Annotated in this window: 8 protein-coding genes; 4 read left to right on the top strand and 4 right to left on the bottom strand. The window is 61.3% G+C overall.

All coding sequences use genetic code 11. The annotated features are described in order from the left end of the window. Positions 1–231: aldehyde dehydrogenase family protein (locus AAC126_RS18710; RefSeq protein ID WP_339856157.1), on the top strand; the 231-nt coding region annotated here is incomplete at its 5' end. A gap of 198 nt (positions 232–429) precedes the next feature. On the opposite strand, the gene AAC126_RS18715 is transcribed toward AAC126_RS18710, so the two are convergent. Next, positions 430–3,057 carry a DUF4347 domain-containing protein gene (locus tag AAC126_RS18715; RefSeq protein WP_339856159.1) on the bottom strand — a complete coding sequence of 876 codons (2,628 nt, stop codon included), beginning with the start codon at positions 3,055–3,057 and terminating at the stop codon, positions 430–432. A 558-nt stretch (positions 3,058–3,615) separates the two neighbouring features. Between AAC126_RS18715 and AAC126_RS18720 the strand changes: the two genes are divergently transcribed. Then, positions 3,616–4,674: a helix-turn-helix domain-containing protein gene (locus AAC126_RS18720; protein ID WP_339856162.1), complete on the top strand. Its 1,059-nt coding sequence runs from the start codon at positions 3,616–3,618 to the stop codon at positions 4,672–4,674. A gap of 160 nt (positions 4,675–4,834) precedes the next feature. Here AAC126_RS18720 and AAC126_RS18725 read toward each other — a convergent pair whose 3' ends face one another. Further along, the gene (locus tag AAC126_RS18725; protein WP_339856165.1) at positions 4,835–7,174 is read right to left on the bottom strand and encodes a DUF4347 domain-containing protein; all 2,340 of its coding nucleotides are present in this window, start codon (positions 7,172–7,174) and stop codon (positions 4,835–4,837) included. 730 nt (positions 7,175–7,904) lie between these two features. On the opposite strand from AAC126_RS18725, the gene AAC126_RS18730 reads away from it, so the two are divergent. Next, positions 7,905–8,834 (top strand): helix-turn-helix domain-containing protein, encoded by a 930-nt coding sequence (locus AAC126_RS18730; RefSeq protein WP_339856168.1) that lies wholly within the window; start codon positions 7,905–7,907, stop codon positions 8,832–8,834. 175 nt (positions 8,835–9,009) lie between these two features. Here AAC126_RS18730 and AAC126_RS18735 read toward each other — a convergent pair whose 3' ends face one another. Next, entirely contained in the window at positions 9,010–9,780 is a 771-nt protein-coding gene (locus AAC126_RS18735) for a DUF3750 domain-containing protein (protein ID WP_339856170.1), read from the bottom strand. Positions 9,781–9,860: 80 nt separating this feature from the next. Continuing rightward, entirely contained in the window at positions 9,861–13,349 is a 3,489-nt protein-coding gene (locus tag AAC126_RS18740; RefSeq protein ID WP_339856171.1) for an indolepyruvate ferredoxin oxidoreductase family protein, read from the bottom strand. 313 nt (positions 13,350–13,662) lie between these two features. Between AAC126_RS18740 and AAC126_RS18745 the strand changes: the two genes are divergently transcribed. Next, on the top strand, positions 13,663–14,057 hold a 395-nt coding region (locus AAC126_RS18745), incomplete at its 3' end, for a GDP-mannose 4,6-dehydratase (protein ID WP_339856173.1).

Consider the following 14,057-nt stretch of genomic DNA (forward strand, 5'->3'; position numbering starts at 1 on the left):
GTCCGGATCGGCAACGACACGCCCTACGGCCTCGCCGCCTATATCCAGACCGGAGACCCGGAAAAAGCCCAGCGCGTCGCGCGGCGACTGCGGGCGGGAAACGTCTATATCAACGGTAACTACGCGGATACTGACGTGCCCTTCGGCGGCTTCAAACAATCCGGCATCGGCCGCGAGAACGGCCCGATGGGGCTGGAGGATTTCCTGGAGACGAAGGCGATCACGGGATAGGGGAGCGATAGCCCCAACCGTCCATAACCGTTTTCCCGGACTTGATCCGGGACCTTTCGGCCATGCTTGCCTCTACGATCATATCCGCCCTGTGATCAAAAAGGTCCCGGCTCGGTGGCCGGGATTATGCGTTGAGGATGAAGATGACATCGATGGGAGGGAATAGCGGCCGATTTCGCCCCCCGGCCCGGCCACCGGTTACATAACACCCCAGTCCGATGATGCATTGATCCCGAGTGCGGACTGGTTGACGCCAATCAGGGTGACGGTGCCGCCGTCGGAAAGGGTCAGGATCGTGTTCCCGGCGCTTTCCGACACAGTGTAAGTCAGTCCATCTCCGAATTGCAGGCTGTCGATGCCGGCCTGAAAATCGGTGATCTGATCGTTACCGCCACCGAAGGTGAAGACGAAGGTATCGGCCCCGTCCCCTCCGGCAAGAGTGTCGTCCCCACGGTTGCCGGCTAGGTGATCGGCACCGGACTGACCGAAAAGCAGGTCACCGCCCTGGCCACCGTAAAGGGTGTCATTGCCGAGATTCCCGTTCAGGGTATCGTTCCCGGAATTGCCATAGACGATATCGTTATCCTGCCCGCCATAGAGCAGGTCCTCGTTCTCGCCGCCGGTCAGAGCGTCGTTGCCCTTGTTGCCGTAAAGCACGTCATTGTCGTTGCCGCCGAACACACTGTCCGCGTCCTGCCCGCCGAAAAGCGTGTCGAGACCGCCGCCGCCGAAGACACTGTCGGCACCCTGGTTGCCATAGACGATATCGTCTCCCCAGTTGGAGCCGACCGTGTCCGCCCCGCCGCCGCCGGCAATCGTATCGCTTCCGCCCGCGAGGGAGATGAATTGTGAGGCGTTGTCCCCGACGATATATTCCTGGCCTGCTCCGCCGGTAATGGTGGCCTGACCGACGATGGCGGCGAAATCGATATTGTCGAGCTGCAGCGTTGAGCCGGAAGGCAAGCCGGTGGCGTCGATCACGAAAGCTTCGCCACCGCTGCTCGACTGCCCGGTGAACTGGACGGTCTGGGCGGAGCCATCGGATCCGGAGAAGCTGATCGAGCGGATATCCAGCGACAGGCCGGGCACGGAATTGAGGAAATTCTGCCCGTGCCCCGTCAGGAAACTCTGGGCGGTGGGATCTGTCTCCGTGTTCTGGATCTGCGTGTTCAGCGTCGTACTCGCATTCCCGCCGGTTTGCGCAGCCGCATTCCCGGATGTGGTCAGCGACATGCCGGTTGGCAGGGTGACTGTCACGACGTTACCGTTGCCCGTATTCTCGACCAGATTACCCGTGGCGGCACTTCCGGTATTGTTTGTCAGAGTCCGGTTTATCTCTGTTCCTGCAGCATCGGCTGCCGTTTGGTTCGACACAGTGAAGGTGTTGCCGGCCCCAGATGAACCTGAATTTCCAGCCGAAACGTTAGGATCGGTATTTGTCACCGTCAGGACTGAATTGCCGCCGACGGCCGCGCCCGAAATATAGAGGCCGGTTCCGGCACTGGTCAGATTGATCGTGCTGCTGCCGATGGTGACGGTGTTGCCGACACTCGTGCCATGAAGAGAGGTCGCGTAGCTGGTGTCGCCCGAGATCTCGATCACGTCCCCGGCCGCGAGCCCGGTGATCGTGTCTCCGTTAACCTCGGCCTCGGTGCCAATATAAGTGTCGTTTCCGGCGCCACCGATCAGATTGTCGGTGCCGGAGCCGCCGGAGAGAACGTCGTTCCCGTCCCCCGCGTCGATGGTGTCACTCGACGCACCGCCCAGGACTGTGTCGTTACCGGCCCCGCCGGTCAGGAAGTCGAGACTGCCGCCGCCGATGATGGAATCGTCTCCATTGCCGCCACTGATCGTGTCGGACCCAAGCGAGCCACTGATCGTATCGTTGCCGTCGCCGCCGAAGACCTCCGCGCTCCCGGCCAAGATGATGCTGTCATCACCGGCTTCGCCATAGATCGTGTCGCCACCGTCTCCGGTTGAGATAACGTCATTTCCATCGCCGCCGTAGAGCAGGTCAGAGCCGCCCTGGACATAGAGGCTGTCGTTCCCGTCGCCGCCATAGATGGTATCGTTGGCGTTGCCGGTGCCGATAAGGTCGTCGCCGGCATTGCCATAGATCAGGTCGTTCCCGCCGAAGCCGCTGATCGTGTCGTCACCGGAGCCGCCCAGAATGGAGTCGTTTCCGCTGCCGGCCGAAATTTCATCGTTTCCGTCGCCGCCGGTGATCGTGTCGTTGCCGTTATTGCCCCTGATCGTGTCGTTGCCGCCTGCTCCGTCGAGCGTATCGTCGGACGCGGTTCCGACGATGAGGTTGTCCCCCGCATCGCCGATCGAGACGACCAGCCGCGCCGGATATGAGGCGAGCGCCGTCGGCGCGAAGATCGTCGCGGCGCGGGCGAGCCCTTGCCAGCCGGTACCGGCACCGAGAACCGTTTTCGAGGCATGGACAGGCACGCCGAGAGCAGCTTCGAGGGTTTTGACGAAGAGCTGTCCCTCTGCCCCCTGGCCCGTTTCGCAGGAAACGAGAACAACTTCCGCAGGCCGGTCTAGCGCGGCGCCGATCCGGGCAAGATCGGGAGCCGCATCGGCGAGTCCGCCGGGATCGATCTGCCGTCCTGCGAGGGTCAGTGTTCCGGGCGAGCCGTGAGCCAGGATTGAAATGCGCCCGACAGATGTCCCGGTGGAGAGTGCATCTGCCATTTCCGCAAAGGGTTTTCCGCTCGGCGACAGTCTGTGAACACGCGTTTCCGGGCCAAGGCCGGCAAGCAGTATCTCAGAATGCGTGACGGACGGATCAACGAAGAGGATGGCTTGAGCATTGGTCATGGCAGGTGCTGTCTTGTCGTTTGAATGGGGGAGAGGTGAATGGGGGAGCGGTGTATGTGTGTCGGGACAGGAGCCAGGGGCCACGGACGGTTGTTTGCCGTTCAATAGGAGGCCTGCGGGATAGACAGGGATATTCCTCGCAGGGCTCTTGCGTGGCCAGCAAAGGTCGCGGCTGAAATCCGTTTTTCGCTTAAAAACCCCGTACTGCTGGGGGCGGGTGTGTCGGGCAGTCTAAGATTCATAGTTCATTCCTCTAGGCTTTCTGCCCAGAAAAGAGCGATCATTGCCGGGCGCTTTGCCATGCCCGTCTAGACCTCCAGTCTCGCGAACGCTGTGCACGTCCGCTTGTCCACATCTTCCAATGCGGGCCAAAGCCGGCAAGGGCGGAGAAGGTGCAGATATATAAAATTCTAATCGAGATGATGGACGTGTTCTTGCGTTACCGTCTCAAAAAAATTGCGTCATTGTCTCAAGATATTGTAGAGCGAGACGAATGGCACGGATATGTAGCCACCATATGCGGAGGGTGAAATGGAACCTGAAGCCAGGATTCCATCAGTGTCTCTCACACCGGGTATTGTGCCGCCGGAAGAACTTTTCTGGCATTGGCGACGTGCAATCTCGCCTTACTTCGACTCCATACCTCTCGTGGATCCGCGCGACCCGCCCCAGATCCCTGATGTGCATATGTATAATGCCGGCGGGTTTCTGTTCATGGACACGAAATTTTCCGGCCAGAAATTCATCCGCGACAGGGGCTGGTTGAAGCGCAATGACGATTCAGACCATATCGGTCTGCTGATCTTCCTGCGGGGGCAGAGCTGCTGTGAAAACGGCGGCTCCGATTTCGTGCTTGATACAAAAGGGGTCTACGCCGTCAATCTTGGCTATGAGGTTGATGCGCTTTGCAGCGATGCCGAAGTTCTTACTGTCATCCTGCCGCGCGACAGGGTGATGGAGGAACTGCCGGGCCTCTCCGAAGCCCGTGGTTTGCTGTTCGACAGACACGGAACTTCCGGAACATTACTCGGCGGTTTTCTCCATTCACTGCGGCAGGTGATGAAAACGGCACCGGCCAGAGATGCTCCGATATTGACCGAAAGCCTGCTCGGTATGTTGCGCATTTTGCTCGCTGCCGAAAATCCCTCGTCTGTCGAGGCGCACTCCGGTGTCAGGATGGCGCTGCAGTGCTATATCGACCAAAATCTGGGCTCGCCTGAATTCGGCATCGACAATATTTGCGGACAATTCCAGATGTCGCGGGCGACGCTATACCGTGTCCTCGCTGCGGAGGGGGGCGTCCGGGATTATATCCAGAGGCGGCGGCTGATGGGCATCTTCAAGGCCCTGGCTTTACCGGCAAATATGGATCGGGGGGTCTATAGCATTGCGCTGGAATATGGCTTCACCAGCCCCAGTCACCTGTCCACCCGGTTTCGGGAGCATTTCGGAATGACACCGAAAGAGGTTCGGGAGGCCGCCCGCAGCCAACACAGACATGGCAACATGTTGTTTCAGGAAAGTCCCGGTAACGAATTAAGCGATGCGGAAGTCATGGAGCGCTGGGCTCGGGAGCTCCGCGCGTCCGGCCGCACAGCAACCCGGGCAGCCGTCTAGTCCTGTATGCCGGCCCGGCGGAGGCCGGACTGATTCAATGCAGGGTTCTTGGTGCCGAAGCCGAAGAGCAAGAGTTGGCAGCCGGTGCCGCTGGGCGCTTTCACGAACAGGCCGCTTTCCGGGATGAGATCCTTGCCGATTCCGGCCTCTGCCCGGGCGGTTACGGAAGATCCCAACCCGCCGTGACATTGATCGCGAGAGCGGACTGGTTGACGCCGATGAGTGTAACTGTGCCGCCGTCGGATAGTGTGAGCACTGTGTTGCCGGCATTCTCCGCCGCTGTGTAGGTCAGCCCGCTGGCGAATTGCAGACTGTCAATGCCTGACTGGAAGTCGTTGATCTGATCGTGGCCGCCGCCCGCCGTGAAGAGGAAGGTATCCGCCCCGTTACCACCGATGAGCGTGTCGTTGCCGATATTGCCCACGAGCAGGTCCGCGCCGCTGTCCCCGGCGAGATAATCCGCGCCCTGGCCGCCATAGAGCGTGTCGTTGCCGAGGTTGCCGTGGAGGGTGTCGTTTCCGGTATTGCCATAGGCGATATCGTCGCTCTGACCGCCATAGAGCAGGTCATCGTTCTCGCCGCCGGAGAGGGTATCCATGCCGAGGTTGCCGTAGGCGACGTCATTGTCGTTACCGCCGAACACCGTGTCGTTGTCCTGGCCGCCATAGAGCGTATCCATACCGGCGCCGCCGAAGACATAATCGCTGCCCTGATTGCCATAGACGATATCCTCGCCCCAGGCCGAGCCGACGGTGTCGTTGCCGCCGCCGCCTGCCAGCGTGTCATCCTCCGCGCCGAGGGAGATGAACTGTGCGGCATCGTCGCCGACCACATAGTTCTGGCCGCCACCTCCATTCACGGTGGCGCTGCCGACGATGGCGGCGAACTCGATATTGTCGAGTTGTACGGTCGATCCTGTGGGCAGGCCGGACGTGTCGATGACGAAAGCTTCGGAGCCGGAGGTGCTGGAAGAAGTACCGGTGATCTGAACGGTCTGTATCGTGGAGCCGGAGCCGGAGAAACCGATGGTCCGGACATCCAGCGCCATACCACCGGTGCCATTGACGAAGGTCTGGCCGTGGCCGATGAGGAAGCTTTGTGCGCTCGCGACCGGCTCGGTTGTCTGGATCTGTTGCGTGAGGGAGGTGGTCGCGGCGGTCGAGGTGACGGCGCTCGAAGTGCCGGAATTGGTCAGCGATAGGCCGCTTGGCAGGGTCGCGGTGACGGTGTTGCCGTTACCGCTATTTTGCACCAGAGCACCGGAGGCGGTACTGCCGGTATTGTTCACAAGTGTCCGGCCTGTAGCCGTGCCGGCGGTGTCTTCCGATGTCTGGTTCGTCACCGTCAACCCGCTGCCGGATGCGCTCCCGCTGGAAGAGCTTCCGCTCGCGGCTGCGGCGAAAGTGAAGGTCGTGGTGCTGCCGCTGGTCACGGCCGAGAGGGTCAGGTCGGAGGCGGCGCCGGACAGGTTGAGGGTGTAGCCGCTGCCGAGGTCGATGGTGCTGCCGAGCGTGGTCCCGTTCAGGGCGCTGGCATCCGGGCCGGCAGTGGTGACGGTGATGGTGTCTCCCGCCTCAAGCCCGGAAATGGTGTCGCCGTTAAACTCGGAAGCGGTGCCTTTGAATGTATCGTTGCCGGCTCCGCCAATCAGCAGGTCAGCATCTCCACCACCATAAAGCAGATCGTTCCCGGCATCGCCATAGAGAGTGTCGTTGCCATCGTTTCCGCTGAGCGTGTCGTTGCCGTCGCCGCCATAGATGAGGTCGTTACCCGTTCGACTTACTAACAAGTCGTTGCCGGCGTCGCCATAGACCGTATCGGTGCCATCATAAGAGGAGATCGTGTCGTTGCCGTCACCGCCGTAGATGAGGTCGTTTCCGTCGTCGGTGGCGATGTCGTCGTCGCCGGCGAGACCGGAGATGACATCGTTGCCGTCATAGCCCCTGATTGTGTCGGAGGCGGTTGTTCCGGTAAGCGTGTCGTTGCCGCTCGATCCGCTGATCACTGAGGGGGCCAACCGCTCCGGATAGGAAGCGAGCGCGGACGGGGCGAAGATGGTGGCTGCCGCCGCCAGGCCGTTCCACCCGGCGTCCGCACCGAGATCGGTTTCCGAAGCATGGACCGGCACGCCGAGATGAGCTTCCAGTCCGGCGATGAACACCCGGCCGGCCTGGTGCGCGCCAGTCGAGCAGGCCATGAGGAGGACGTCCGCGCCGGGCGCCAGTGCCACGCGGATTTTGGCCAGCGTCTCGGCGGAGGATACGAGCGTTTCCCGATCGATCCGTTGTCCCGAAAGCGTGAATGTTCCAGGGCTGCCATGAGTCAGGATAGCAATGTGCCCGACCGGCGCCGCGCGGGAGACGACCGAGGCAATTTCGGAGAGTGGATCACCCCAAGCAGACAACCGGTGCACCCGGGCATCCGGATCGAGCCCCTCCACCAGAAGATGTGCATGCCGGACGGAGGAATCGACGAACAGAATGGTGTCGTGATTTTTCATGACGGAGGGTGCCCATTTTTATGATGGCGAGGAGATGCTGTCTCGGATGTCTTGCTGCAGACCAAGGCTTTGTCGGAGCCGCTGTCAGCGGTGCGGTTTTGGCGTTAGGCAGATGAAAGAGGCGATTCCGGGACGCATGACCGCGCCAATGCAGCCGTGGATTCAGGGCGAAGCCGGACAGTGCCTGACTGTCATGGCTGAACCTGATGGTCATTCCTAGAGTCTCGTGTTGTGCATTTGTTCGCCGCGGGCTTTCTGCCCAAGAGAGAAAAGGAACGGTCTTGAGCGTTGCGTGACGCCGCCAAGACCGAACCGAGTTGCTATTCTTTGCTCTGACCTGTTTCTGCTTCTGCATTTACAGGTCTGTTGGCGCTGTAGACGGGCTTTAAACTTAAAATAAATCCGAAAAGAAGGTCGAAAGCCCAAGTGGAATTCTACCAATGCCGGGGCCGGGCTGCTTTTCTGGGTGTCTCAATATGTTTATGCGGATGTCTCATACCGTTGTATTGAGTCTCTGGGCCCAGTTGAAATTCGATGGGGGTTCAAACGCATCAGTCCAGAAAGGGTGAGCGCGTTGGAAACAGAACCGCGAATTCCGTCATTATCGCTCTTGCCTGGCATGTTGCCGCCGGAGGAACTTTTCTGGCATTGGCGGCAGGCCATCGTCCCCTATTTCGACTCCGTTCCCCTTGCGGACCCGCGAAACCCACCGCAGGTGCCGGAAATCCACATGTACAATGCCGGTGGCTTCCTGTTCATGGACACGAAGTTTTCGGGGCAGAAGTTTGTCCGGGACAGCTCCTGGCTGCGGCGGAATGACGATTCCGATCATATCGGCCTGCAGGTCTATATCAGCGGCCGGAATCGGTGCGAGAACGGCGGCACGGACTTTGTGCTCGATACGAACGGGGTCTATGCCGTCAATCTTGGATATGAGGTGGATGCATCCTGCTCAGATGCGGAAGTGCTTTCCATCATCCTGCCGCGGGACCGGGTGATCGCCGATTTGCCGGCATTGGGCGAAGCGCGCGGCTTGATCTTTGATGGCGATACGACCTCGGGGAAACTGCTCTCCGGCTTCTTTCATCTTCTTCGCACGACCATGCCTGGCACGTCCGCCAGCGATGCGCCGGTTCTGACCGAAAGCCTGATGGGCCTGCTGCGCGCTCTGGTCACGGCTGGTGATCCTTCTTCCATGGAGGCGCAGTCAGGTGTGCTCACTGCCTTGCAAAGATATATAGATCAGAATTTGGGCGATCCCGGCCTCGGCGTTGAGAGGATATGCGCTCATTTCCGGATGTCCCGGGCGACGCTCTATCGGATATTGAAAACACAAGGAGGCGTGCGCGATTACATTCAGCGCCGGAGACTGATGCTTGTTTTCAAGGCGTTGGCTGCGCCTGGCAATATCGAGCGCGGTGTTTTTGATATCGCGCTCGAATACGGGTTCGTGAATGCCGGCCATTTTTCCACCCGGTTCCGGGATCATTTCGGCATGTCACCAAGCGAAGCCCGCGAGGCGGCCCGAAGCCATGCCATGCATGGAAATGTGCTGTTCAAGGGAGGGGACGAAAGTGGCCTCTCGGATGTCGAAATCATGCAGCGCTGGTCCAGGGAACTCGGGGCAACGAGCCGCAGAGCGGCGCCGGTAACCTCCTAGGCGTGGATAAGGTCTCGTAGAAAGGCCGTCAAGATATCGGCCGTTTAGAATGATCACTCCTGTTTTTCCCGGACCTGATCCGGGACCTTTCGGATGACTTCCTCATTCTAGGATCATCCCGCTCTACGATCACAAAGGTCCCGGCTCGGGGGCCGGGATAACAAACAGGGGGCGTTCAGTCCGGCATCCCGATGCGACCGACGCCGGGCAGCTTCAGGGCCGGGTTCTTCAGGTCGATACCAAGTGTCAGGCCGAGCATGTTCACTTCGACGCCTTCTTCCAAGGCCAGCATCACTCCGGCGAGGCCGTAGAGTGAGAGTTGGTAGCCGGTGCCGCTGGGTGCTTTGGCGAACAGACCGCCTTCGGGAATGAAATCCTTGCCGACGGCGGTCGGCGGCAGGTCGAGACGCAGTTCGGGCACCTGCCGGGCGATATGGGCGGTGAAGGTGTTGCTGTTCGGGCCGGGCCAGACCCGGTAGGTACCGGCATGCGGATAGGATTGCGCGGCGGCGGCGATGCGGGGGATCAGGGCTTCGGCTTCCGGGCCGCGGATATCCCGCAGCAGCTCCGGCTTCGAGCCGAACCAGTAGCCGTCGGGGTTGCCGTTTGTCACCCGCACGGCGGTATCGGAGCGGCGCAACTGCCAGCCCATCACCTCGAAGCGCATGTAATGATCGGCATTCGGTTGTTTGGCCGAGATCCAGGTATGCACGCCGAAGATGCCGCGCCAGCTCCAGGCGCGGGCGGCATAGACCTGGATCACTGCTTCCGGAGTGGTCGCGGCGGGAGGCGCGATCTCGGCGGAATCCCGCCGTGCCTGGCTCCAGTGCGTTGGACCCTCCGCCCATTTGCCGACGGCACTGGCTGCCAGTGGCAGGCCGAGCAGACCGACCAGTACCAGACCGAACAATGTGATGCGTTTGAAGAGAGTCCTGCTGCGCGCCATCAGGATGAAATGGGGTGGGTGCGGGCGTATGCAAGACCGGTCCCGGAGATAGGAGCCGGTCTTGCCGTTTGTCGGGCCATTTATTCGGCGGCGTCGCGGGTCGCTTCGGGGTTGCGGAAGGCCTCGAGCGCCTCTTCCCGGCGCGTGGCTGCCTTCTTCAGATGCCGTTCCTTCACATGACCATAACCGCGGATATGGTCGGGCACGGAGGCGAGGGTGACTGCGGCGGCGTGGTTCGCGGACGAGAGGCCGCGCGCGACCTCTTCCATGTCCGTGAAATATTCCTCGATCAGCCGGCGTTCGGTACGCCGTTCCTCTGTCCGGCCGAACGGATCGAAGGCGGTTCCGCGCAGGCCCTTCAGTTTCGCCAGAAGGCTGAAGGCGGTGAAAATCCATGGCCCGTAAGCACGCTTTTTCAGCTCCCCGGTTTCCGGATCGCGCTGGGCCAGAAGCGGTGGCGCGAGATTTACTTCAAGCTTGAATTTTCCGTCGAACTGCTCGTCGAGCTGCTGCCGGAAGGCCGGATCGGTGTAGAGCCTCGCGACCTCGTACTCGTCCTTGTAGGCCATCAGCTTGTAGGCATAGCGAGCCACGGCCTCTGAGAGTTTTTCGGAGCCGGGCAGGACCCGCTCCTCTGCCGCTCGAATGGTCTCGACCAACCCGGCATAGCGCGCGGCATAACCGGCATTCTGATAGGCGGTGAGCTCGGCGATGCGCCGCTCGATGGTCTCGTCGAGAGATTTCGCCAGATCGAGATGCTTCGGCTGCTCCACCACCGGGGCGGCGGCTTTTTCGACAGTGGCAAGATCATGCGCGGCCCGGCGGCCCCAGAGGAACGCCTTTTTGTTGAAATCGACCGCGACCCCGTTCAGCTCGACGGCCCTGAGGATGGCCTCGCCCGTCAGCGGCACCTGGCCGAGCTGGTAGGCATAGCCAAGCATGAAGAGGTTGGAGGCGATGCTGTCGCCGAGCAGGGCGGTGGCGATCCGGTTCGCATCCAGGAAGTGGGTCGAATTCTCGCCACAGGAACTTTTGAGCGCCGCTTTCACCGCTTCGGCCGGGAATTGCAGATCCGGGTTCTGGGTGAAGGCGCCGTTCATGGTCTGCTGGATGTTCACGATGGCTGTGGTGTCGCCAAGGCTGAGCTTTGACAGGCTGTCGACGCCGACCGCCGTGATCATGTCGCAGGCCAGCAGCAGATTTGCCGACCCGGCAGCGATCCGCACCGCATGCAGGTCCCCCGGCTTTTTCGCCAGCCGGACATGGGTAACGACGGAGCCGTTCTTCTGGGCCAGGCCGATCTGGTCGAGGACGGTGACACCCTTGTCTTCCAGATGCGCGGCCATGCCGAGCAGGGCACCGATGGTCACAACGCCGGTGCCGCCGATACCGGTGACGACGATGTTGTAGGGATGATCCAGTGCGGGAAGCACGGGTTCCGGCAGAATCGGGAAGATGTCCGCCCGGGCCGATGTTTCCGGCTGAGCGCCGGTTTTCTTCCGGATACCGCCGCCGACCACATTGACGAAGCTCGGGCAGAAGCCCTTGGCGCAGGAATAATCCTTGTTGCAGGAGCTCTGGTCGATGGCACGCTTGCGGCCGAATTCGGTCTCCACCGGGGTCAGCGAGACGCAGTTGGATTGCACGCCGCAATCGCCGCAGCCCTCGCAGACCTGCTGGTTGATGAACAGCCGCTTTTCCGGCTCCGGTAGCAGGCCGCGCTTGCGCCGGCGGCGCTTCTCGGTGGCGCAGGTCTGGTCGTACAGGATGATGGTGACGCCTTCGGTCTCGCGCAGTTCCTTCTGCACGGAATCCAGCTCATCCCGGTGGTGCAGGGTGGCGAAATCGGGCCAGTTTGTGCCAAGCGGATATTTATCCGGCTCGTCCGTGATGATGCGCAGGGCGGCAACCCGTTCGGCGGCGACCTGATTGGCGATCTCCAGCACGGAGAAGGCGCCTTCGGCCGGCTGGCCGCCTGTCATCGCGACGGCGTCGTTATAGAGGATCTTGTAGGTGATGTTCACATTCGCGGCGACGGCGGCGCGGATCGCCAGCAGGCCGGAATGGGTGTAGGTGCCGTCGCCCAGATTGACGAACATGTGTTTGTAGTCGGTGAAGGGGGCCATGCCGATCCACGGCGTGCCCTCGGCGCCCATCTGGGTGAATGTCTTGGTCTCCCGGTGCGGCATCCAGCTTGCGAGGAAGTGGCAGCCGATACCGGCGAAGGAGAGGCTGCCGTCCGGCACTTTCGTCGAGGTGTTGTGCGGGCAGCCGGAACAGAAATAGGGGATGCGCTGGAAGTCCGTCACCGGCTTCAGCGCGGTTTTGGCGTGATCCTCAAGGAAGGCCAGCCGGTCGCGCAGGCGGGCATGGTCCCGCAGCTTCAGGATGCGCCGGGCAAGCAGCCGGGCGATGCTGCTGGCGGACAGCTCACCATTGGTCGGCATGATGGTGGCGCCGGTTTCGTCCCGCTTACCGATGACGCGCGGCCGGTCAGCGAGATCGAACAGGATCTGCTTCACCTGATCCTCGATCAGCGGGCGCTTCTCCTCGATCACCAGCACTTCCTCGAGCCCGGCGGCGAATTCCTTCAGCCCTTCCGGCTCCAGCGGCCAGGGCATGGCGACCTTGTAGATCCTGAGACCGAGATCGGCGGCCTCTTCATTGGAAATGCCGAGATCGTCGAGCGCCTGACGGACGTCGAGATAGGACTTGCCGACGGTGATGATGCCGATCCGGGGCTTCGGGCTGTCCAGCATCACCTTGTCGAGCCTGTTGGCCCGGGCAAAGGCGAGCACGGCGGGCAGCTTGTGGCTGTGCAGCCGTTCCTCCTGCTCCAGCCAGGGGTCCGGCCAGCGCACGTTGAGACCGCCTTTGGGCATGGGGAAATCGTCGGGGGTCACGATTTCAAGTTGCAGCGGGTCGATATCGATGGAGGCGGAGCTGTCCATATTCTCCGCCGTCGCCTTCAGCCCGACCCAACAGCCGCTGAACCGGGACATGGCAAAGCCGTAAAGTCCGTAATCCAGCACATCCTGCACGCCTGCCGGATGCAGCATCGGAATGCAGGCATCCATGAAGGCATATTCGCTCTGGTGCGGGATGGTGGAGGATTTGGCGACATGGTCGTCACCGGCGATCGCCAGGACACCGCCATGCTCCGCCGTGCCGGCGAAGTTCGCGTGTTTGAAGGCATCGCCAGACCGGTCGACGCCGGGGCCCTTGCCGTACCAGATGGAAAACACGCCGTCATATTTGGCGCCGGGATAGAGGCCGGTCTGCTGGCTGCCCCAGACGGCGGTGGCGGCGAGATCCTCGTTCAGGCCCGGCTGGAATTCGATATTGTTTTTTTGCATGAACGCGCGGGCGCGCCAGAGCTGCATGTCGTAGGTGCCGAGCGGGGAGCCGCGATAGCCGGAGATGAAACAGGCGGTGTTGAGATCTCTCGCTGCATCGCGCTGTCGCTGTGCCATGGGCACGCGCACGAGCGCCTGGATGCCGGTCATGTAAACCCGCCCCCGGTCGAGGGCGTATTTGTCGTCGAGCGAGACGGGCTTGAGTGCCGTCATGATATCTCCCCGGCAATTCTGGGTGCCGATTGTCCCGGCACTCCATTTGTTTCATTTGTAATTAAGGTATGCCTGCATCGGGGGTGCGGCAATCGGTGCCGGAGGCTGCCGGGCAAATACGCAAGAAATTGATAGTGTGACGCGACAGAACGACGCAGTTTTTCGTTAATCGAGGTCCGCACGAAATGAAAAGCATGCCCCGGCTACGAACCCGCGAATGTGAAATTCCTGTTTCCGGTGCTTGGCGCCCCGGATTCCTTCCGGCATAAGAGGCCCCGGAATTCCCCGTCTTTCACCGACCCGGAAGAGGCTTATGACGGTACTTCTGACTGGCGCTGCAGGGTTCATCGGCATGCATGTGGCGGAGCTGCTGCTGGCACGCGGCGAACGCGTTGTCGGGATCGACAATCTCAACAGCTATTACGACCCGGCCCTGAAGCAGGCCCGTCTGAAAAACATCGAAGGCCGGAACGGCTTTACCTTCGAGGAGCTGGAGATCGCTGATACGGACGCGGTCATGGGACTGACGGCGCGCTATCCCGATATCGACCGGGTGGTGCATCTCGCTGCGCAAGCCGGCGTGCGCTATTCCATCGACCATCCGGGCGACTATGTCCGCAGCAACCTTGTCGGCCATTCCAATATGCTGGAATTCGTCCGTGGCCTGATGGACCGGCCCGGCGGCTGCAAGAGCTTCGTCTATGCCTC

The sequence above is a fragment of the uncultured Nisaea sp. genome (genome assembly GCF_963974195.1).
In the GTDB taxonomy this organism is placed as follows: Bacteria; Pseudomonadota; Alphaproteobacteria; order Thalassobaculales; family Thalassobaculaceae; genus Nisaea.

Excerpts from the sequence above, each read along its gene's own strand:
- AAC126_RS18715 (WP_339856159.1), bottom strand. The coding sequence starts at position 3,057 with ATGACCAATGCTCAAGCCATCCTCTTCGTTGATCCGTCCGTCACGCAT.
- AAC126_RS18725 (WP_339856165.1), bottom strand. The coding sequence starts at position 7,174 with ATGAAAAATCACGACACCATTCTGTTCGTCGATTCCTCCGTCCGGCAT.
- AAC126_RS18730 (WP_339856168.1), top strand. The coding sequence starts at position 7,905 with ATGTACAATGCCGGTGGCTTCCTGTTCATGGACACGAAGTTTTCGGGG.
- AAC126_RS18735 (WP_339856170.1), bottom strand. The coding sequence starts at position 9,780 with ATGGCGCGCAGCAGGACTCTCTTCAAACGCATCACATTGTTCGGTCTG.
- AAC126_RS18740 (WP_339856171.1), bottom strand. The coding sequence starts at position 13,349 with ATGACGGCACTCAAGCCCGTCTCGCTCGACGACAAATACGCCCTCGAC.